The organism is Rhodococcus sp. NPDC057529 (assembly GCF_042802055.1).
GTDB lineage: Bacteria > Actinomycetota > Actinomycetes > Mycobacteriales > Mycobacteriaceae > Rhodococcus_F.
In genome coordinates, this window is the sequence record NZ_JBHVEY010000024.1 from 76389 (window position 1) to 96892 (window position 20504).

Annotated in this window: 16 protein-coding genes and 2 tRNA genes; 10 read left to right on the forward strand and 8 right to left on the reverse strand. The window is 68.4% G+C overall.

Translation table 11 applies throughout. The annotated features are described in order from the left end of the window. The first annotated feature begins 77 nt into the window (after nt 1-77). Nucleotides 78-150, forward strand: a tRNA-Lys gene (locus ACFU5V_RS34695). Nucleotides 151-306: 156 nt separating this feature from the next. Here the strand turns inward: ACFU5V_RS34695 and ACFU5V_RS34700 are convergent. Next, nucleotides 307-528: a DUF3618 domain-containing protein gene (locus ACFU5V_RS34700; protein ID WP_037236402.1), complete on the reverse strand. Its 222-nt coding sequence runs from the start codon at nt 526-528 to the stop codon at nt 307-309. 174 nt (nt 529-702) lie between these two features. Between ACFU5V_RS34700 and bcp the strand changes: the two genes are divergently transcribed. After that, on the forward strand, nt 703-1176 hold the full coding sequence (gene bcp / locus ACFU5V_RS34705) for a thioredoxin-dependent thiol peroxidase (RefSeq protein WP_095864958.1): 474 nt from the start codon (nt 703-705) through the stop codon (nt 1174-1176). Nucleotides 1177-1202: 26 nt separating this feature from the next. Here bcp and ACFU5V_RS34710 read toward each other — a convergent pair whose 3' ends face one another. Continuing rightward, nucleotides 1203-1955, reverse strand: coding sequence for a TetR/AcrR family transcriptional regulator (locus ACFU5V_RS34710; protein WP_378704841.1), 753 nt, complete (start codon nt 1953-1955; stop codon nt 1203-1205). Nucleotides 1956-2014: 59 nt separating this feature from the next. Between ACFU5V_RS34710 and ACFU5V_RS34715 the strand changes: the two genes are divergently transcribed. The 3 genes from ACFU5V_RS34715 (at nt 2015) to ACFU5V_RS34725 (ending at nt 4535) form a co-directional block, all read left to right on the forward strand. Next, nucleotides 2015-2995, forward strand: a complete 981-nt coding sequence (locus ACFU5V_RS34715; protein ID WP_378704843.1) for an ATP-binding cassette domain-containing protein — start codon at nt 2015-2017, stop codon at nt 2993-2995. Beyond that, nucleotides 2992-3765, forward strand: coding sequence for an ABC transporter permease (locus ACFU5V_RS34720; RefSeq protein WP_378704845.1), 774 nt, complete (start codon nt 2992-2994; stop codon nt 3763-3765). Before ACFU5V_RS34715 ends, ACFU5V_RS34720 begins: the two co-directional genes overlap by 4 nt. Before the next feature lie 80 nt (nt 3766-3845). Then, nucleotides 3846-4535, forward strand: a complete 690-nt coding sequence (locus tag ACFU5V_RS34725) for a TetR/AcrR family transcriptional regulator (protein WP_378439919.1) — start codon at nt 3846-3848, stop codon at nt 4533-4535. Between the two features lie 68 nt (nt 4536-4603). Here ACFU5V_RS34725 and ACFU5V_RS34730 read toward each other — a convergent pair whose 3' ends face one another. Further along, a complete protein-coding gene (locus ACFU5V_RS34730) occupies nt 4604-4996 on the reverse strand; it encodes a holo-ACP synthase (protein WP_009474123.1) in 393 nt (130 codons plus the stop codon). 9 nt (nt 4997-5005) lie between these two features. Continuing rightward, nucleotides 5006-14329: a fatty acid synthase subunit beta domain-containing protein gene (locus ACFU5V_RS34735; RefSeq protein WP_378704849.1), complete on the reverse strand. Its 9324-nt coding sequence runs from the start codon at nt 14327-14329 to the stop codon at nt 5006-5008. 456 nt (nt 14330-14785) lie between these two features. Between ACFU5V_RS34735 and ACFU5V_RS34740 the strand changes: the two genes are divergently transcribed. The 5 genes from ACFU5V_RS34740 (at nt 14786) to ACFU5V_RS34760 (ending at nt 16951) form a co-directional block, all read left to right on the forward strand. Next, the gene (locus ACFU5V_RS34740; protein WP_378704851.1) at nt 14786-15445 is read left to right on the forward strand and encodes a hypothetical protein; all 660 of its coding nucleotides are present in this window, start codon (nt 14786-14788) and stop codon (nt 15443-15445) included. Beyond that, nucleotides 15442-15924, forward strand: a complete 483-nt coding sequence (locus ACFU5V_RS34745) for an HNH endonuclease (RefSeq protein ID WP_378704854.1) — start codon at nt 15442-15444, stop codon at nt 15922-15924. The genes ACFU5V_RS34740 and ACFU5V_RS34745 overlap by 4 nt, the downstream gene beginning before the upstream one ends. A 47-nt stretch (nt 15925-15971) precedes the next feature. Continuing rightward, a tRNA-Leu gene (locus tag ACFU5V_RS34750) sits at nt 15972-16056 on the forward strand. A 131-nt stretch (nt 16057-16187) separates the two neighbouring features. After that, on the forward strand, nt 16188-16589 hold the full coding sequence (locus tag ACFU5V_RS34755) for a transcriptional regulator (RefSeq protein ID WP_378431095.1): 402 nt from the start codon (nt 16188-16190) through the stop codon (nt 16587-16589). Then, nucleotides 16586-16951, forward strand: a complete 366-nt coding sequence (locus ACFU5V_RS34760; protein ID WP_378704857.1) for a DUF3817 domain-containing protein — start codon at nt 16586-16588, stop codon at nt 16949-16951. Before ACFU5V_RS34755 ends, ACFU5V_RS34760 begins: the two co-directional genes overlap by 4 nt. Before the next feature lie 65 nt (nt 16952-17016). Here the strand turns inward: ACFU5V_RS34760 and rdgB are convergent, their stop codons facing one another. From rdgB to ACFU5V_RS34780, 4 genes are all read right to left on the reverse strand, one after another. Beyond that, complete coding sequence (gene rdgB, locus ACFU5V_RS34765) at nt 17017-17634, reverse strand: RdgB/HAM1 family non-canonical purine NTP pyrophosphatase (protein ID WP_378704860.1); 618 nt, start codon at nt 17632-17634, stop codon at nt 17017-17019. Between the two features lie 4 nt (nt 17635-17638). Continuing rightward, on the reverse strand, nt 17639-18427 hold the full coding sequence (rph, locus tag ACFU5V_RS34770; protein WP_378704862.1) for a ribonuclease PH: 789 nt from the start codon (nt 18425-18427) through the stop codon (nt 17639-17641). 43 nt (nt 18428-18470) lie between these two features. Beyond that, nucleotides 18471-19229 carry a cyclic nucleotide-degrading phosphodiesterase gene (locus ACFU5V_RS34775; RefSeq protein ID WP_378431091.1) on the reverse strand — a complete coding sequence of 253 codons (759 nt, stop codon included), beginning with the start codon at nt 19227-19229 and terminating at the stop codon, nt 18471-18473. A gap of 122 nt (nt 19230-19351) precedes the next feature. Beyond that, nucleotides 19352-20302, reverse strand: a complete 951-nt coding sequence (locus tag ACFU5V_RS34780) for a PLP-dependent cysteine synthase family protein (protein ID WP_378431089.1) — start codon at nt 20300-20302, stop codon at nt 19352-19354. Nucleotides 20303-20504: the final 202 nt, after the last annotated feature.

The following is a 20504-nucleotide window of genomic DNA, read 5'->3' on the forward strand; positions in this document are numbered from 1 at the left end:
GTCGGCGCGGGGAGTCGCGACCAGGCGATTTGCATTCCCGAGAAGCGACCCGCTAATGTTCTGTCTCGCAAGAGCGAGCGCCTATAGCTCAGTTGGTAGAGCAAGTGACTCTTAATCACTGGGTCCGGGGTTCGAGTCCCTGTGGGCGCACTTGCACGAAGGCCCTCATCCTCTCACGAGGATGGGGGCCTTTCTCGTTGTCACCATCTCACCGGACGGCGAGGGCGGTCAGACGACGAACGGGCCGCCGGAAAGTGAAGCCACTGCGAACTTCACCTCCGACGGCCCGCTGTCACGGGTGGTCGTTCAGCGCAACGCTTTGCGGAGCACCAGGAGCCCTGCCACCGCACCCACGGCGATCAGTCCGTACTTGACCGCCGGCTCGTTCAGCTTCGCGATCAGCGTCCGCTTCGTGTTCTCCACGAGACGCTTCGGGTTGGTGCGGACCGTCAATTCGTCGAGAGTGCTCGCGAGCTGATTACGCGCGTTCTCGATCTCACGCTCGATACTCTCGGTGTCCCTGGGCACGTGTCCTCCAACTTGTTCGACTGGTTCGATCAGCGGGAGCGACGCTACCGCGACGTTCCCACACTTGCGTCAACCGTAGACGAGAACTCCCGGCCCGCGACCCCGTCTCCCAGTCGCCGTCTCCCCGATCGCCCTTCGGCCCACTGTCGCCCCTGCCCGGTAGCCTGACTTCTCGTGACCGACAACAGCAGACTCGCCCCCGGAGACACCGCCCCCGCCTTCACGCTGCCCGATGCCGACGGCAACGACGTGTCGCTCGCGGACTTCCGCGGCCGCAAGGTCGTCGTGTACTTCTACCCGGCGGCGAGCACGCCGGGCTGCACCAAACAGGCCTGCGACTTCCGCGACAATCTCGCCGACCTCAACGGCGCAGGCCTGGACGTGATCGGCATCTCTCCCGACAAGCCGGCCAAGCTCGCCAAGTTCCGCGACAACGAGGAACTGACGTTCCCGCTCCTGTCCGACCCCGAGAAGACCACCCTCGAGGCGTGGGGCGCGTTCGGCGAGAAGAAGATGTACGGCAAGACGGTGCAGGGCGTCATCCGCTCCACGTTCCTCGTCGACGAGGACGGGAAGATCGAGGTGGCCCAGTACAACGTCCGGGCCACCGGCCACGTCGCGAAACTGCGGCGGGACTTGTCGGTCTGATCGGCGCGACGGGCGGCTGTGTCTCGTCAGCCGCCCGCGAGCCGTTCGATGCCGTCGAGCATCCGGTCGAGGCCGAACCGGAAGTCGTGTTCGAGCCAGTGCGCGTCGTCTTCGTCGCCGGCATCGAACGCACCCCCCGCGATCGCCGCCCGCAGTGCGGGAAACCGCTTCTCGTCGAGCAGTAGAGGGAGCAGCCGGGCGTAGTCGACCTGCTCCGCCTTCGCCGGCCGTTCCAGGTCCAGCGCGAACCGCGCCCGCCCGATCACGAACAGCGAAACGTTCAGCACCACTTGCAGCTTCCGGTCCTCGCTCAGGCCGGTGTCGCCCAGCGACTGCAGACCGGCTTCCAGCCACGCGAGGTTGTTGGGGCCCGTCGGAGGTGCGGAAATGGTCACCTCCGGCCACCAGGCATGCGCCCGGACCGCCCGGTACTCGCCCAGCGCCCAGGATTCGAGCCGGTCCCGCCACCCACCCGATACGACGAGCCCGCTGGGCTGACCGATGGCCCGATCGGCCATCAGCTCCACCAGATCATCTTTGCTGTCGACGTACCGGTACAGCGACATCGTGGTGAACCCGAGTTGCTTCGCGACCCGGCTCATGGACAGGCCCGCGAGCCCTTCGGCGTCGGCCACTTCGATGGCGGCGTCGACCACCCGCTCGAGGCTCAGCCCCTTCCGGGGGCCGCGGGTCCCCGGTTCCTCGATTCCCCAGGCCAGCCGGACGGCCTTGGGCAGGGTCCCGGTGGGATCGTCGGGGGTTTCGTTCGGTCGGGGCATGCAGGTATCCACTTCGTCGGGGTCTTGCGCTCATCCTAAAACTGCGTACGCTGCACACCATGAGTATACGAGATACGCAGTTTTGCACGTCGGCCGTCTCGGTCACGGGTGTACGCAAGGCATACGGAGACGTCACCGTCCTCGATGGAGTCGACCTCGACGTGCCGCGGGGCAGTGTGTTCGCACTCCTCGGCGCCAACGGTGCGGGGAAGACGACGATGGTCCGCATCCTGTCGACCCTGACACCGCCCGACGCGGGCACCGTGCACGTCGCCGGCCACGACCTTCGCCGCGACCCCCAGGGAGTGCGCCGGAAGATCAGCCTGACCGGGCAGTACGCGGCGGTCGACGACCTTCTCACCGGCGAGGAGAACCTCCGGCTCATGGCCCGGCTGAGCCACCTCGGCCGCGCGGAGGGCAAGCGGCGCACCCGCGAGCTACTCGAGCAGTTCGACCTGGTGGACGCCGGAACCCGCCGCGCAGGAACCTACTCGGGCGGGATGACCCGGCGCCTCGATCTGGCGATGAGCCTCATTTCGCGGCCGGACATCATCTTCCTCGACGAACCGACCACCGGTCTCGACCCGCGCAGCCGGCAGACCATGTGGGAGATGATCCGACGGCTGGTCGACGGCGGCGTCACCGTCTTCCTGACCACCCAATACCTCGAGGAAGCCGACCGGCTGGCAGACCGGGCCGCCGTCCTCGACGACGGCAGGGTCGTGGCCGAGGGCACCCCCGACGAGCTGAAACGCCTCGTGCCCGGCGGGCACCTCGAGCTCACGTTCACCCGGCCGTCCGAACTGCACGACATCGCCCAGGCCTTCGACGACGCCGTCCTCGACACCGACCGCCTGACGATTCAGGTCCCGACCGACGGCAGCATCGGCCAGCTGAAGACGCTGCTCGGACGAATCGACGACCAGAGCGTCACCGTCGACAAGCTCTCGCTCCACTCCCCCGATCTCGACGACGTCTTCTTCGCTCTCACCGACAACTCGAACGCTTCCCCGATCCGGAACGAGGCCGCAGCCCGATGATCCCGACCACGCAGTCACGCCCACTGGACGACTTCGCGGCGATGACCGGCCGCAGCCTGACGCGCCTGCTCCGCAGCCCGGACACGATGATCATGGGCGTTGCCCTTCCGGTGCTGCTGCTGCTGTTGTTCGTGTATGTCTTCGGCGGAGCCATGCAGACCGCCACCGGGTACCTCGACTACGTGGTTCCCGGAATCATCCTGCTCTGCGCCGGTTTCGGGTCCTCACAGACGGCGGTGAGCGTCACCGGTGACATGGTGCACGGCATCGTCGACCGATTCCGGTCCATGCCCATCGCGCGGTCGGCGTTCCTGTTCGGCCATGTCGCATCCAGTGTCATCCGCAATCTCCTGACGTCCCTCGTCGTGATCGGCGTCGCGATGATCATGGGATTCCGACCCACCGCCGGCCCGATGCAGTGGCTGGCCGCACTTGCGATCGTCGCCCTGTTCATCCTCGCCATCTCCTGGCTGGCGACCGCGCTCGGGCTGCTCGCGGGCACCGAGGAAGCCGCCAACGGGTTCACCTTCTTCCTGCTCTTCCTCCCCTACGTCAGCAGCGCGTTCGTTCCTACCGACACGATGCCGAGCTGGCTACACGCCTTCGCCGAGAACCAGCCCGTCACGCCGGTGATCGAAACGGTCCGTGGCCTGCTGCTCGGCACACCCGTCGACGACTCCGCTCTGATCACGGTGTTGTGGTGTGTCGGAATCGCCTGTGCCGGCTACTTGTGGGCGATCACATTGTTCACCCGGAGGACGGCGCGATGAGCCGTCTCCGCCAGGTGAAACCCGACGCGTCACCGGGAGGGATCTTCGGAATCCGGACGAAAGACGGATAGCCTGGGGCGGTGGAGTCTTCAGTCAGCAAGCAAGCGCCGCGCCGTGTGGATCCGGCGTTGGAGCTGCAGTCGGACCCGCAGGAACTCCTGCCGCGCAGACGTCCGACCCAGGAACGTAGCCGCCGCAAGTTCGACGCACTGCTCGCGGCTTCGCGGGAGTTGCTGGTGGACGTGGGATTCGAATCGTTCACCTGCGAGGAGGTCGCCGCCCGCGCGGACGTCCCGATCGGCACGCTCTACCAGTTCTTCGCGAACAAGTACGTGATCGTCTGCGAGCTCAACCGGCAGGACCTCGTCGGCGTGCAGCACGAGATCGCCCAGTTCAACGGTGAGGTCCCGTCCCTCGACTGGCTGCGGTTCCTCAATTCGTTCGTCGACCACATGGCGGGCCTGTGGACGTCGGATCCGTCGAGGCGCGAAGTGTGGCTGGCGATGCAGTCCACGCCCTCGACGCGCGCCACTGGGGCGATCCACGAGAAGGCGTTCGCGGAGCAGGTCTCGCGGATGCTGGCACCGCTCACCCCGCAGACCTCGCGGGAGCGGCGCACGATGATGGCCGAGGTACTCGTCCACGTCGTGTATTCGATGCTCAACTTCTCGGTGCAGGACAACCAGAGCCACGCGGACGCCGTCGCCGAACTCAAACGGCTGATGGTGGCGTACCTGCTCGTCGCCGAGAAGGAGTCGCGCTCCACCTAGGCGCTACGCACTCGTGCGCCTGTCCGGTTGCCGGGGCTACCAGAAAGGCGCACGAGCGCCGGAGGCGCCTACACGGATTCGATGACGGCGAACGCGCCGGCCATGTCTCCGTCGTGGGTGAGCGAGATGTGGATCTTCACATCCGTCAGATGCTTGGCGACGTCCCCGCGTAAGCGGATACTCGGTCGCCCCCACGCATCCGTCACCACCTCGATCAGGTGGTGGATCATCTCGGGCAGCACCGGCGGGCTGGCGAAGAGAGACGTGGACCAGGCCTTGATCACTGCCTCCTTCGCAGCCCACCGGGCAGCGAAATGTCTAGCCGGATCGGAGCTCCGGGTCACGGCGTCCCGACGCTCGCCCGGTGTGAAGTTGTCGAGCATGGCCGTCCCTGGCCGGTCCAGCTGCTCGGCGAACTCCGACACCGTCACGAGATCGAAGCCGATCCCCAGAACTCCCATCCGTCGTTCCTACTTGCAGCCGGGCAGACCCGAGCTGTACACGTCGTCCGCTCCGAGGCGCGCGGCCTCGGTGAGCAGGACGTCCGCCTCGAGCTGACGGGATGCGGCGGCCGGGACGCTGTCGCCGCCGAAGCGACGATCCGCCGGACGCTCGTACAGGCTGCCGCCGCCGACCATGGCCTTCGCCAGACGACGCTGACCCTCGACGGTGCGCTTGCGTGCCTGCTCGAGGTACGCCTCACGCCGGTCCGCCGGGACGGCCTCGACGAACGCCTGCGAGTGGACGACCGCGACCATGCCCGACACGTGCCCGAAGCCGAGGCTGGTCAGCAGACCGGCCTTCAGCGGGAACTGCTCGCCGAAGCGGAGCGCCTCCCGGGCCCACACGAGGTGTTCGAACTCGGCCATCTTCTCGTCGACGCAGTCGAGGCTGCGGTTCGGCGGCACGATGCCCTGGTCCAGCACCTGGCAGAGACCGATCAGCTGGAATGCTGCGGCACCACCCTTGGCGTGTCCGGTGAGGCTCTTCTGCGAGACCACGAACAGCGGTGCACCTTCGCTGCGGCCGAGTGCCCCGGCGAGGCGCTCGTGCAGCTCCGCCTCGTTGGGATCGTTGGCCGCGGTGGACGTGTCGTGCTTGGAGATCACCGAGATGTCGTCGGCACTGACACCGAGCTTGCCGAGGGACTGGGCGAGCTGCGAATCCGCTCCCCCACGACCCGCGCCGAGCGCACCGATTCCGGGAGCCGGGATCGACGTGTGGACACCGTCCGCGAACGACCCGGCGTAGGCGACCACACCGAGGACGGGCAGGCCCATCTCGAGTGCCAGGTCACCGCGGGCCAGCAGGATGGTGCCACCGCCCTGCGACTCGACGAACCCGCCGCGACGACGGTCGTTGGCCCGCGAGAATCGACGGTCGTCGATGCCCTTCGCCCGCATGTCGTCGGTCTTGGCCGTGGCGGACATGTCACCGAATCCGATGATGCCCTCCGCGCTGAGGTCGTCGAACCCGCCGGCGACCACGAGCTGTGCCTTGCCGAGCTTGATCTTGTCGACGCCCTCCTCGACGGACACCGCGGCCGTGGCGCACGCCGCAACCGGGTGGACCATGGCGCCGTAACCGCCGACGTAGGACTGGACCACGTGCGCCGCAATCACATTCGGCAGGGCTTCCTGCAGGATGTCGTTCGGCCGGTTCTCGCCGAGCAGCGTGTCGATGTACAGCGACCTCATGGAGGTCATGCCGCCCATGCCGGTGCCCTGGGTGTTGGCGACCAGCGAGGGGTGCACCCACCGCAGCAGTTCGCTGGGCGTGAACCCACCGGTGAGGAACGCGTCCACCGTGGCGACGATGTTCCACAGGCCCACCCGGTCGACGGAGTCGGCCATGTCGGCGGGGATGCCCCACTTGGTGACGTCGAAGCCGGTCGGGATCTGGCCACCCACGCTGCGCGTGAGCTTCATCTTGCGGGGGACGCGGATCTCGGTGCCCGCACGGCGGGTGACCTGCCAGTCACCGCTGTCCGGAACCGGGGCGGCGACCGTGTTCTCCGGGTCGGCCTCGACGAAGGCGAGCGCCTCCGCCTCGGTGCTGACCACGAAGCTCAGGTCCTTGTCGAGGAAGACCGACGTGAGCAGCGGTGCGGTGTTCTCGATCATGGCGCCGTCGTCGGCGTAGCGACGGATGCCGCAGTTCTCGACGACGGTGTCGTGGTACCGGTCCGCGATCTCGGCCTCGGGAACCAGTTCCCCGGTCTCGGCGTCGTACCAGCCTGCGGACGGCGTGGTCTCCCACACGACGAGTCCGGTGTTCCAGGCGAGTTCGAGAACGCCTGCCGCCGAAAGCTCTTCGTCGACCTCCATCTCGAAGCGGGTCCGCGAGGAACCGAACGGTCCGAGCTCACCGGCGCCGACGATGACGACGAGGTCCTCCGGAGCCGCAGTGACGCCGGACCAGGCCGGAGTCACCGACGCGGCGAGCCGCGGCGGGGCGGGCAGGGCCGCGATGGTGTCGAGCGCCTCCGCGACCTCGTCGGCCTCGGCTGCGGCGGCCGCAGCGTCCTGAGCCTGCTTCGCCAGAGCGGGCAGATCCAGGTTCGCCTGGGCGAGACCACCGGTCAGATCGGCCGCGAGCGGCTCGGTGGAGGCGAGGCGACGTGCCTCGGGCTCGCACCACTGCAGCAGCTCGGTAGCCATTTCCTGGGTGGACCAGGTCCGGACTCCGGCGCCTTCGACGGCCTCGACCAGCGGGTCGTTGCCGCCCATCAGGCCGGTTCCGCGGACCCAGCCGATGAGTGCGTGCACCAGGGTGACGCGCTCGGCCCAGTTGCGCTCGGCCTTCCAGCGGCCGACCACTGCGTCCAGCGCGGCCTTGGCCTCGCCGTACGCGCCGTCGCCACCGAACAGACCGCGGTTCGGGGAACCGGGCAGCACGACGTGCAGGTGGGTGTCGACGTCACGGTCGTAACCGATCTTCGACAGTCCGCCGATCAGGCGCTCCACCGACCACAGGAGTACACGCATCTCCATTTCGGCGCGGGCGCCGGCGTCGGCGAGGTCGCCTGCCACGCGGGGCGCGGCGAACGGGAACAGCAGCGTCGGGGTGACCGCTTCCTTGACCAGCTTCTTCGATCCACCGGCCGTCTCGTACTGGGCTTCACCGATCCACTCGATGAGTGCGTCGATGTCCGTGTAGGACGCCATGTTCGCGGGAACCACCCACAGGGCGGCACCGGCGCGGGCATTGCGGCGGTACAGGTCGCGGTAGAAGCCGAGACGCTTGTCGTCGAGACGCGAGGTGGTCACGAAGACCGTCGCGCCGCCGGCGAGGAGCTTCCCTGCGACCGAGGCCGCGATGGAGCCCTTGCTGGCGCCGGTGACGACGGCGACCTGGTCTGCCCATTCGGGGGTCTCGTCGGTGACGACGACTGCCGCCTCCGCGATGCGTCCGTACTTCTCGGCCAGAGCAGTGCGACCCTCGTCGGTTGCGCGGGCCTGCCACCATGCGGCCTGCGCCGCAACGGACTTGCCTGCACCGGCGAAGCCTTCGATCTCGAGGGACTCGGAGCCTGCCGCGTCGATCCACAGGCGAGCCAGGTCCTCACGTGCGCTGGCCCAGCGGTCGTCGAGGAGCACCGCCCGCTTGGCGTCGAACGCGGGAGCGACCAGTCGCGGCCAGTCGGAACCGAGTTCCGCCGACACGAGGTCGACGAGTTCGGTGTCCGTCGGCTGCGCTGCAGCCGCCGTGTCGCCGGCGAAGCCGAGCTGCTCGAGCACGAGGCGGGCGGCCGAGGCCAGCACGCCGTCGCGGCCCGTGATGTGCTCGGTGAACTCACCCAGCGCCGCTGCGTCGACGGTGCCACCGGCTCCGCCGCCCGAGGACGGGAGGGAGACGCTGATTCCGCGGCGCGAGGCCACTGCGGCCACTGCGCTGTCGATGACGGCGTCCACTGCGGCACCGTCGGCGAGACCGCCGCCGGCCAGGCCGCCGAGGTCACCACCACGGATGCTGGAACCGTCGCGGGTTCCGAGCGCCACCTCGGCGGTGACGTGGTACGCCCAGCCGTCGCCGAGTTCCCAGACCTTCTTCACACGGTCCGCGATGGCCGCCGGACGACGACCCGAGGGACCGAAGACCTTGCGGAGGTGGTCGTTGATCGAATCGGACAGCACCGGGCCGAACGGCTTGTACGTGCGAGCCAGGGAGTCGACCGTGCCGGCGAGCGAACCCATGTCGGCGTCCGCGGCACCGTCGATCGCGCCGAGCGAGAGCTCGGAGCCGAGGTCGACGAGCAGCTGGTTACGCCGCGAGGACACGCCGTCGCACAGCGCCTCGATCGTGTCGACGGGGCCGACCTGGTCGGGGCGGAGCTTCGTCCACAGGCTGATCAGGACCTTGGTGGCGTCGGCGGCCTTGAACGCGATGTCGTCGGGACGCGGTCCACCGGACGGTGCGGCAGCCGGGGCCGGAGCCGCGGCGGGTGCGGCCGATGCGGCGGGAGCCTCGGCTGCGGGTGCGGCCGGCTCGTCGTCCTCGACCGGCGCCGGATCGACGTCGGTGGAGTACACGATCGCGGCTTCACGCTCGATGTTGAGGACCTCGACCGGGTAACCGAAGCGGCCCGGCAGCTTGAGGGTCTGCGACGCGAGGTTCGCGACGGTCGGGACCGAGCCCAGACCGATCTCGACGAACCGCTCGACACCCAATCCACCCTCGGACTCATCAGCGAACAGCAGGTCCTGCGTCTCGATCCAGCGCACCGGGCTGGCGAACTGCCACGCCAGGAGCTCGGTGAGGACCACGCGGGTGAGCTGAACCGGCTTCTTCGCCCAGGAGTCGAAGTCCTTCAGCACCTTGTCGAGGGGCTTCGACGGCACCAGGTCGGCGATCTCCTGCACGAACTCCTTCTCCAGGGAGAACGGCTTGGGCACCAGGTTCGGGATGTAGCGCCCGATCAGGATGGCCGGGTCGATGTCCTGCGGAAGCAGTTCCTCGAGACGTCCACGGAAGTCGTCGACGCCGCCACGCAGCACCGTCGAGTGGAACGGGACGTCGATGCCGGGGACCATGATGTACGCGCGCTTGCCACCGAAAGCCTCACGGCGGATGTCGATCTGCGTCTCCAGCGCGTTGAGCCCGGCGACCGTGCCCGCGATGGCGTACTGCGAGCCACGCAGGTTCAGGTTCACGATCTGCAGGAACTCACCGGTCTCCTCGGCGACGCCGGCGACGAACGCCTCGACGTCGTCGTCGGCCAGACCGATCTGCGACGGGCGGATGGCGGCCATCCGGTAGTCGGAGCGGCCGGCCTCGTCGCGGGGAACGAGTGCGTGCATCGCGGAGCCACGCTGGAAGACCACCTCGAGAACGGCTTCCAGGGGCAGCACACCGGCGACGGCGGCGAGAGCGTTGTACTCACCGACCGAGTGGCCTGCAAGCAGGGCACCCTCGACGAACGCGCCGGACTCGCGGAGCTCGGCGACCTGAGCCACACCGAGAGTCGCCATCGCGACCTGGGTGAACTGGGTCAGGTGCAGGACACCGTCCGGGTGCTTGTGCTCGACACCACGGGCCTTGACGACCGTCGGGTTGTCGCGGACCACGGCGAGGATCGAGAAGCCGAGGGCCTTGCGGGTGTGCTTGTCGGCGCGGTCCCAGATCTCGCGGGCGGCCTTGGAGCGGGCGCGGGCGTCGAGGCCCATGCCCGGGCGCTGGATGCCCTGTCCGGGGAACGCGTAGACGGTCTTCGGGGCGGCGGTGCGACCGGTGGCGACCATCACGAGGTCACCGTCGATGCGGCAGCCGACCTCGACGATCTCGGCACCGCGGTCCGTGGCGATGCGGTCGACGCGGACGTCGATCTCGGCGCCGGGGCGGACCATGCCGAGGAAGCGTGCGGTCCACGCGGTGAGGCGGCGCGGCGGCGTCTTGGTCTCGGCCGGGTCCACGGCGGTGACGACCTGCTGGGCGGCGGCGGAGAGCCACATGCCGTGCACGATCGGGCTGCCGAGGCCGGCGAGCAGTGCCGCGTTGTCGGAGGTGTGGATCGGGTTGTGGTCGCCCGACACCTGGGCGAAGGAGCCCATGTTGCGGGGAGCCACGATCGTGGTGTCGCGGCGACGACGACGCGGGGTGTCGACGGCCGCGTCACTGAGCGAGCCACCGGCGCGGGCCGGGTCGGACAGTTCGCCCTTGCCGGTGCGGCCGCGGATCGCGAAGCGCTCCGACAGGGTGACGACGGCAGGCGCGTCCAGTCCCTCGCCGAGCATGGCGCCGACCTCGACCTTGACCTCGACGACGCGGCCCAGGTCGGTGTCGAGAACCGAGGCGACCTCGGCCTTGACGACGAGAATGCTGGTCTCCGAGGGCAGTTCGCCGACGAAGTCGACGCTGTGGTCCAGGTGGACCAGGTCGAGCATGCCCTCGATGACGGAGAGCGAGTCTTCGGTCTTGGCGGCACCGAGGACGGCGAACACGGCCGGCCAGCAGGCGCCGACGACCACGTCCGGAACGGCCTTGCCGCTCACGCTCAGCGTCGTGGGCAGACCCGAACCGGTGACACCGGCGTGGTCGGCGACCAGGTCGGGCGTCCACGCCAGGTTGAGCCGTGCGACACCGTTCTTGACGGCGGGCAGTTCCTGACCGGCCGCGACCGCGAGGAGAGCCGTCATGGACTGCTCGGCGTCGGCCTCGGTGACCACGGGGGCGCCACCGTCGACGACGGATGCGGGAACGGTGATGGTGATCTCGACCGACTTGCCTGCCACCAGCGGGACCGTGAGGAGCACCTGGCGGTCCTCGATCACGGACAGCTCGGCACCGGTGGTCTCGTGGACCGCGCGGGTGTCGGACTCGACCGACCACTTGTCGAGGTCACCGAGCCGGCGAACCGGGTTCAGCGTCAGGCGCGAGGCCCACTGGATGTCGGGAGCCGACAGAACGGTGTCGAGGACGCCGCGGGCGACGTCCGCGTGACGACGGGCGAGCAGCGACTGCGGCGCGGCGCCGGCGGTGACCAGCTCGTCGTAGGTGGCCTTCTCGAAGCGGTCCAGCAGCTCGCCGACGGGCTCGTCGGCACGCGTGATGCCCGCGACGGCGACGGTGCCGGGGATGACGCAGACCTGGTCCGCGGTGTAGCGGGGATCGTGCGCCTGCCACAGCGAGTCGGAACGCCACCAGCGGCGGACGTCACCGTCGACGACGGGCACGAAGTTGACCGGCTTGCCGGGGGTCTTGCACAGCGAGACGAAGAACGAGACGTCGGCGGGGTGCAGAACCGTGGTCGCGTAGTCGGGGTACTGGGCCTGCAGGGCGCAGATGGCCGCTTCGGGACGCTCGAGGATCGCCTCGTCGGCGAACAAGGTGGGGATGGGTCCGCGGTCGACCGGGTGCAGACGCGACTCGGTGCGCTGCAGCATCTCACCGAAGCGCGCACGCCAGGTGATGTCGAGCCACGGGCTCTCGGTGGCCTCGATGATGGCGTCCTGGAGATCGGTGCCGCAGTCGAATGCCTTCGCCGCGTCGATGCCGACGGCCAGTTCGAGGTAGCGGCGCAGCCACTGCTCGTACGTCATCGTCGCGACGTCGCCGAAGAACGGCTTCGCCGTGACGTTCAGGGCCTCGATGATCTCGTCGCGACGCTCGGCGACGGCGTCGGCGTCGCCGGCGACCTCGTCGAGCAGGCGCCCGGTGCGGGACGCGGCGTTGTCGATCTCGTGGATGTCGGCGCCGAGCTGGCTACGGCCGGAGGCCATGCCGCCCTCGGCGGTGCCCGCACCGACCCAGTCCGGGGTGCCGGGGGTGTCGACGAGGAGCTGCTTGACCTCGGGAGACGTGGTCGCCTCGAGGGTGGCCATGGCGGCGGTGCCGACCAGGATGCCGTCCAGCGGCATCGCCGGGAAACCGTGCGCGACGGACCAGCGGCCGGTCAGGTAGTCGGCAGCCTGCTCGGGCGTGCCGATGCCGCCACCGACGCACAGGACCAGGTTCGGCCGGGTACGCAGCTCGGCGTAGGTGTCGAGGAGCAGGTCGTCCAGGTCTTCCCACGAGTGGTGGCCACCGGCGCGGCCGCCCTCGATGTGGGCGATGACGGGGAACGAGGGAACCTCGTTGGCGATGCGGATGACGGAGCGGATCTGCGCGACCGTGCCCGGCTTGAACGCGACGTAGCTGAATCCGCCCTCGACGAGGTCCTCGATGATCGAGACGGCGTCCTCGAGCTCGGGGATGCCTGCGGTGACGACGACGCCGTCGAAGGGAGCACCCGCGGCGCGGGCCTTCGGGACGAGGCGCTTGCCACCGACGTGGAGCTTCCACAGGTAGGGGTCGAGGAACATCGAGTTGAACTGCACGGCGCGGCCCGGCTCGAGCAGCCCGGTGAGCTTCTCGACGTTGTCGGCGAAAATCTGCTCGGTGACCTGGCCACCGCCGGCGAGCTCGGCCCAGTGGCCTGCGTTGGCGGCCGCGGCGACGATCTTCGGGTCGACCGTGGTCGGGGTCATGCCCGCGAGCAGGATCGGCGAACGACCGGTCAGCTTCGTGAAGGCGGTCTCGACGCCGATGCGTCCGCCCGGCAGCGACACCGGCTTCGGGAGGAACTCGGTCCAGGCGGCGGGAACCTCGGGGGTCGCGCCCGGGGTGAGCAGGTTGCGGTGACCGCCACGGGTCGCGGCGGCGACGATGCCGACGCCCTGGCCGCGGACACTGGCCGACGTCATGCGAGTGAGGAGGTCACCGGGTCCGAGATCGAGGATCCATGCGGCACCGGCTTCGATGGTGCCGTCGACGGCCTCGACCCAGTCGACGGGGTCGACGAGGCAGGCGCTCGTGAGGGCGCGGGCCTTCTCCTCGTCGAGACCGCAGCGCACGGCCCACTGGCCGACGATGTCGATCGTCTCCGCGAGTGCGGGGTGGTGGAAGCCGATCTCGACCGCGAGGGGCTCGAAGACGGGCGCGAAGATGGAGCCGCCACGCTTCTTGGCGTCGCGCTCACGGGCCTCGTCGGCCTCGATCTGCTCGCACCGCTGCTGGACGCGTGCCAGCTGGGCGGGCGGGCCGGACAGAACGACGCGGCGACGGGCGTTGCGGATGCCGAGGACCGCTGCGCGTTCGGGCTCGAGGCCTTCGGCGAGCTCCTCGACGATCTGACGGAGCCGTTCCGGATCGACGTTGGAGACAGCAAGCATCGGGGTGGAGTCGGCGGCGGAGATCACTCCGCGACGACGGCCGACCAGACCGGCGGCCGCACCGATGAGCTGAGCGAGGGCGAGGAGTTCGCCGTCCTTCCGACCGGAGGAGGCGACGGCCTCCGCGGCGAGGAGTCCCTGGGAGTGGCCGATCACCGACACGGGAGCCGTAACCGCGGGATCGAGGCCCTGAGCCGCCAGCGCACGCAGCGCTGCGATCTGGGTGAGGAAGACGCCGGGGAGGGACACCGCCGCCGAGGTGAGCGCTGCCGCGGAAGGTCCGGACGCCTGGGCGTCGTCCTCTTCGTCGGCGAGTTCCTGCTCGAGGATCCATGCGATGGGGTCGAATCCGACCGGGCGCACGACGAGCAGCTCCTGCGCCACGGGGGCGAGGTAGTCGGCCGCGTCGTTGACGAGGGTGGTGAGTGCCGGCTCGAGTCCGTTGTCGCGGCTCAGTTCCTCGAGCGAGCTCAGCCAGGGTGCGCCCTGACCACCGAAGGCGAGCGCGTACGGCTCACCTCCGAGCAGACGATCCACCAGGGTGCCCTTGCTCGACGACCGAGTGTCGTCCCGGTCTACGCCGATGCGCCGCGAACCCTTCGAGTTGCTTCCGTTTCCTGCGGGTGTCGTGTCGTCAATCGTCACGCGTATGTCCTCTCCTGTTCCCCTCTGGGGGGAGGTGGGGATTGCTGTCTGCTGCCCTCGGCATCGTGTGCCTGCTGTATCGGCTCTGATCAGCTCTTCCGGGCTGCTCAAGGTTGACACAGAATCATGAGGATTTCCTCACGTTCACGAGCCGTCGGGGTGTCACAGCCGTGCATCGGAGAAATATCGCGTGATGTCCCTCACAGACCTACCGCGAAGTGACCGACGGGTAGATCACGTCTCCGCTGCACGTGGGCGGTGCAAGGACGTCCAAGAACCTGAGGAAAGCCTCACATTAATCGTTATCAATTCGTTACCACCTTGACGAAGTCCCAGGTTCATGCAGGTATGCGTCCTCGAAACCGCCCCCGGAGCACGAAGAAACCGAACCTGTCGGACCCTCGCACTAATGTTCGATTCCAGGAACACCCGACAGCCATTCTCCGGGGGGAAGAAATGAGCACAGCCCACATCCGCGCCCTACTCGATCACATCGACGCCGAACTGCCGCGAGAGTCGTGGCCGCACTGGACGGAGGGCTGGCCGCAGGAGATCGAAGCCGCTCTGCTCGACGCGGCCTTCTCCGCCCGCGCGACGTACGGCACGCCTACCACCGGGGTCCGCGCCGTCATCACCCGTTGGCGCGATCACCGCGCCGCACCACTCGACGACCTCACCGCACTCGCCGCGGACGCCGACGAACCCGAAGGCCTCCTGACGGTCCTGAACAACCGGCAGCGGGTACCGGGGAACTACACCACCAAGGCCGAGGCCGTCGCCACGGCGGCACGCTCGCTCACCGAACTGGGCTGCACCACGTCCGCAGATCTCCGCGACGACGACGCGCAGCGGAGCGCCGTCGTCGCCGTGCCCGGATTCGGAGCCGCCACCTGGGAATGCTTCGCCATGCAACTCGGCGTGCCCACAACCGCGTCCCGCGCAGTGGTGTGTGACTTCATCGCCGAGGCACTCGATCTCGAATCACCCGCAACCACAACACAGGCGGAAGACCTCGTCGCCGCCGCGGCAGCGCGCCTCGAGGTCACCGCCACGACCTTCACCCACGCCATCTGGCGATACCAGCGCCGGCAGCAACGCGCGGCAGGTGCGAGGTGAAGTACACGCGGGAAGTCCTCGAACAGGCGGTCGCGGAGTCGACGAGCTACGCGGGCGTAATTCGCTACCTCGGCCGGCGCCAGTCCGGAGGAATGCAAGCCCACCTGACTCGTCAGATCAAGAAGCTCGGAATCGATACGACGCACTTCACGGGCCAGGCGCACACCAAGGGCAAGCCTGCCCGCAATCGCATGTCATGGGAGGAGATCCTCGTCGAAAGGCCACCGGGAAGCGCACGCGTGAAGCCACATTTGCTGCGCCGCGCCCTGATCGAGGCCGGCGTCGAGTATAAATGCGTTCTCTGCGGACTCGGTGATGACTGGTGCGGACTCCCACTGATCCTGCACGTGGACCACATACGGGGCGACCCGTCCGATTCCCGGTTGGAGGAAGTTCGCTTCCTGTGCCCCAATTGCCACAGCCAGACTGCAACGTGGGCGGGGCGAAATATTGGGAACGGAGGCGAACGCATCGGCTGACGTGCGTGCGCCGGAGTGTCGCGCCCATGGCGTAGTCTGTGCTTCGCGCGCGAGTGGCGTAATTTGGCAGCCGCGTCAGGTTTAGGTCCTGGTGTCCGAAAGGACGTGGGGGTTCGAGTCCCCCCTCGCGCACTTTTCGGCTTTGTGCCGATTCGATCGCAGTATGCCCCGGGCAGCTCGACCGTCGCGAGCGAGCCTGTGACCGCCGCCATAGCGGCAACCTCTCCTAGCAGCGCATTCGGCGATTCAGGTACCGTCGTTACGTGTCCGGTAACCGTAAGCAACGCCGCCCCGCGCTGATCCTGTTGGTGGTCGTCGGGGCTGTCGGGTGCCTCGCACTCGGCTGGTGGCAGTGGACACGGTTCGAAGCGGTGGGCGGAACGGGCCAGAATCTCGGGTACGCATTCCAGTGGCCGCTGTTCGCGGCGTTCCTCGTCTACGCCTACCGGCGCTTCGTGCAGCTCGAGGACGCCGAGCCGGCAGACACCACGGACGTCCCGGCCGCGCCCGCCGAACTGCGGGAAATCCCGGCCGACGTCTTGCCCCCGCGCCCCGCGGCGGCCGAGGACGACGATCCGGACGACCTCGAGAGCCTGCAGATTTCGCAGTACAACCAGTACCTCGCCGAGCTGTCCGCTCGCGAGACCGATAGGAGCACCACGTGAGCACGGGCCAAGACGAGACGACTGCCGGTTCGGTCGCAGACACCGCGAAGCAGAAGAAGATCGCCCCCGCGCTCCTGCGCTACCGCGTCCTCGCCTACGCCACCGGTGTGTGGCTGCTGGTCCTCACCGCAGAGATGGTCGCCAAGTACATCTTCAAGGTCGACAACCTGCCCACCTGGATCGCGGTGGTTCACGGCTGGGTGTACTTCGTCTACCTGCTGGTGACGCTCGACCTGGCGGTCAAGGTGCGCTGGCCCGCGGGCCGGACGGTCGGCACACTCCTCGCGGGCACAATCCCGTTCCTGTCGTTCTATGTGGAGCATCAGCGGACCAAGCAGGTCCGCCGCGACTTCGCACTCTGATCGAACCGCTCGGGTCCGTCACATGACGACCGGCTGACCGGTGTGCAACTGCAGCGTAGCGAGTGTCAGCGTCCGGTGAGCGCCGCCAGGGCGGGGACGAGTTGGACGAGCGCCCGCCCTCGATGCGAGGACGCGTCCTTCTCCTCGGGTGAGAGCTCGGCGGCGGATCGGGTGTCCCCTTCGGGCACGAACACCGGGTCGTAGCCGAATCCGCCGTCGCCGACGGGTTCCTGGGCGACGCTGCCCCGCCATTCGCCCCGGACCACCGTTTCCTCGCCGCCGGGTAGCACGAGCGCGCACGCCGAGACGAACGCCGCTCCCCTGCGGTCTTCGGGCACGTCGGCGAGCTGGGCCAGGACCAGTGCCGTGTTCGCGGGATCGTTGCCGTGCGTGCCCGACCACCGGGCGGACAGGATTCCGGGCATACCGTTCAGCGCGTCCACCTCGATTCCGGAATCGTCTGCGACGCAGGGCAATCCGGTGGCGGCGGCGCCGTCACGCGCTTTCGCGAGGGCGTTCTCCTCGAACGTCGCACCGGTTTCGGGGGCCTCGGGGTACTCGGGCACGGCGTCGAGCCCCACCAGTTCGATCCCGTCGACACCGGCCGCCGCGAGCACGCGATGCAGCTCCCGGAGCTTCTTCGCGTTGCGGCTGGCCACCAGCACCCGTGTGGTTTCCGGCACCGGTCTAACTCCCGAACTTCTTCTTCGACGTCTCCGGGACCTTCGGCTCGGGAAGCTCACCGGGGTAGGGCAGTTCGAGTGCCGCCTTCTGGATCTCGAACAACTGCGCGCAGCCTGCGAGTGCGGAATCCAGCAGTTTGTCGAGCGTGCTCCGCGGGAACGTCGCGCCTTCGCCGGTGCCCTGGATTTCGACAAGAGTACCGGTGTCGGTGGCCACCACGTTCATGTCGACCTCGGCGCGCGAGTCCTCCTCGTACGGCAGGTCGAGGCGCACACGGCCGTCGACGACGCCCACGCTGACCGCGGCGATGCCGCAGGAGATGGGCTGAGGGTCGGCGAGGCGGCCGGCGGCACGGAGGTAGGTCACCGCGTCGACGAGGGCCACGTAGGCGCCGGTGATGGCGGCGGTGCGGGTTCCGCCGTCGGCCTGCAGGACGTCGCAGTCGAGGGCGATGGTGTTCTCACCGATGGCGGCGAGATCGATGCACGCGCGGAGGGAGCGTCCGACGAGACGGCTGATCTCCTGGGTGCGTCCCCCGACCTTGCCCTTGACGGACTCTCGACCGCTGCGGGTGTGGGTGGCGGCGGGCAGCATGGCGTATTCGGCGGTCAGCCATCCGAGCCCGGATCCCTGACGCCAGCGGGGAACGCCGTCCTCGACGCTGGCGGTGCACATCACCCGGGTGTTTCCGAATTCCACCAGCACCGATCCCGCGGGATGAGTGGTGAAGCCTCGGGTGATCTTGACCTCGCGGAGTTCGTCGTCCGCCCTGCCGTCTTCTCGTGTGGTCACAGCGGAGAGCCTAGTCGTCTCCCGGTGGGGCGCGGACACGGCGTCAGACGGTGTAGACGCCGCCCGCGGACACTGCGTGCACGGGACCGGAGAATTCGGCCTTGGCCTCGGCGATGACGTCCTCGCGGGACGTCCACGGCGGAATGTGGGTGAGCAGCAGTTCGGCGACACCGGCGCGGTGCGCGACCTGGCCGGCCTCCGTGCCCGAGAGGTGGATTCCTTCGGGCCGGTCCGGGCTGTGTGTCCACGACGCCTCCGCGAGCAGCACATCGGCGTCGCGGGCGAGTTCGATCACTTCCTCGCACATGCCGGTGTCGCCGGTGTAGACGAGGGTCCGTCCGGCGCCGTTGGTCAAGCGGAACCCGTAGGCCTCGGGCGGGTGGTTGACCCGCCGCGCCGTGATCGTGAGATCGCCGATCGTGACCGGTTCGCCGTCGGCCCAGTGGTGCAGATCGATCGTGTCGGAGATGTCGTCGATGTCGCCACCGCACTCGGCGGACGCGACGCCGATCCGGCGGGCGGTGTCGGACGGGCCGTAGACGAGGGCGCGTCCCTTCGGCGGGTTCGGATGATAGCGACGCCAGACGAGGAGTCCGGGGAGGTCCAGGCAGTGGTCCGCGTGCAGATGGCTGAGGAGAACGGACACCTCGCCGGGATCGGCGAACCGCTGGAGCGCACCGAGGACACCGGGTCCGAAGTCGAGTACGAGCGGCGGTGTGTCCGGCGCGGTCAACAGATAACCCGATGCAGGTGAGTCTGGTCCGGAGACGCTCCCTGAACATCCCAGGACGGTAATGCGCATACCCGCCATGCTGCCACGACGACCCGTTTCGGAAAAAGCTTCCGACGGAATTGGCGCGTCGACCTCACAACCGATGGGGAAATGTGACCTGACCATGCTGATCGACCGTGGATCCGGCCCCGTTACCGTTCCCAGGCCTCTTCGAGGACCTGGACCTGTGGGTCGTAGGTTCCGGTGGACAGATACTTCCATCCGCCGTCGGCGACCACGAAGGCGATGTCGGCGCGATGCCCCGCCTCGACTGCGGACCACGCCACGTCGAGTGCGGCATGGAGATTGGCGCCGGTGGACGTGCCTGCGAAGATTCCCTCGACGTCGATCAACTCGCGGGTGCGCTGGATCGCCTCGGCGTGACGCACCCGGAATCGGCGGGTGAGCACCGACTCGTCGTACAACTCCGGGACGAATCCCTCTTCGATGTTGCGGAGACCGCAGACCATCTCCCCGAAGCGCGGTTCCGCGGCCACGATCTCGACTCCGTCGACGTGTTCGCGGAGGAACCGGCCCGTCCCCATCAGGGTTCCGGTGGTGCCGAGCCCCGCCACGAAATGGGTGATCTCGGGCAGGTCCCGCAGGATCTCCGGGCCCGTCGTCTCGTAGTGCGCCATCGCGTTGGCCGGGTTGCCGTACTGGTAGAGCAGTACCCAGTCCGGATTTTCGTCCGACAGGCGCATCGCGACGGCGACCGCCTCGTTGGAACCACCGGCGGCCGGGGAATCGATGATCCGGGCGCCGAACATCGTCAGGAGCTGGCGACGTTCCATCGACGTGTTCTCGGGCATCACGCAGATCAGCTGGTAGCCCTTCAATTTGGCGGCCATGGCCAGGGAGATGCCGGTGTTTCCGCTGGTCGATTCGAGGATCGTCGACCCCGGGGTCAGTCGGCCGTCCCGTTCGGCCTGCTCGATCATCCGCAGCGCCGGGCGATCCTTGATCGAACCGGTGGGGTTGTGATCTTCGAGCTTGGCCCACAACCGCACCGGATTGCTGCCGTTCCAGCGCGGCGACAGCCGGGGCAGGCCGACGAGTGGAGTGTTCCCGAGAGTGTCGATGTACGAATCGAACCTTGCCACGTCAGCGATCAGCCTTCCGTGACTACACGGCGTACGAACGGACACTCGCTGTCGACGTCGGGGGTCGAATCTGTGACAGCCATGATCAACTCCTGAGGGTGCGGTGGGGTGCGGCGACGGAGGTCCGCCGCTGGGGACGCGCCCGGACATCGGCGACACGGCGTGTGCGCGAATCCGCGAGCTCGACCCCCTCGACCGGCTC

Excerpts from the sequence above, each read along its gene's own strand:
- ACFU5V_RS34710 (WP_378704841.1), bottom strand. The coding sequence starts at position 1,955 with ATGCCCCGACCGAACGAAACCCCCGACGATCCCACCGGGACCCTGCCC.
- ACFU5V_RS34715 (WP_378704843.1), top strand. The coding sequence starts at position 2,015 with ATGAGTATACGAGATACGCAGTTTTGCACGTCGGCCGTCTCGGTCACG.
- ACFU5V_RS34720 (WP_378704845.1), top strand. The coding sequence starts at position 2,992 with ATGATCCCGACCACGCAGTCACGCCCACTGGACGACTTCGCGGCGATG.
- ACFU5V_RS34730 (WP_009474123.1), bottom strand. The coding sequence starts at position 4,996 with ATGGGAGTTCTGGGGATCGGCTTCGATCTCGTGACGGTGTCGGAGTTC.
- ACFU5V_RS34740 (WP_378704851.1), top strand. The coding sequence starts at position 14,786 with ATGAGCACAGCCCACATCCGCGCCCTACTCGATCACATCGACGCCGAA.
- ACFU5V_RS34775 (WP_378431091.1), bottom strand. The coding sequence starts at position 19,229 with ATGCGCATTACCGTCCTGGGATGTTCAGGGAGCGTCTCCGGACCAGAC.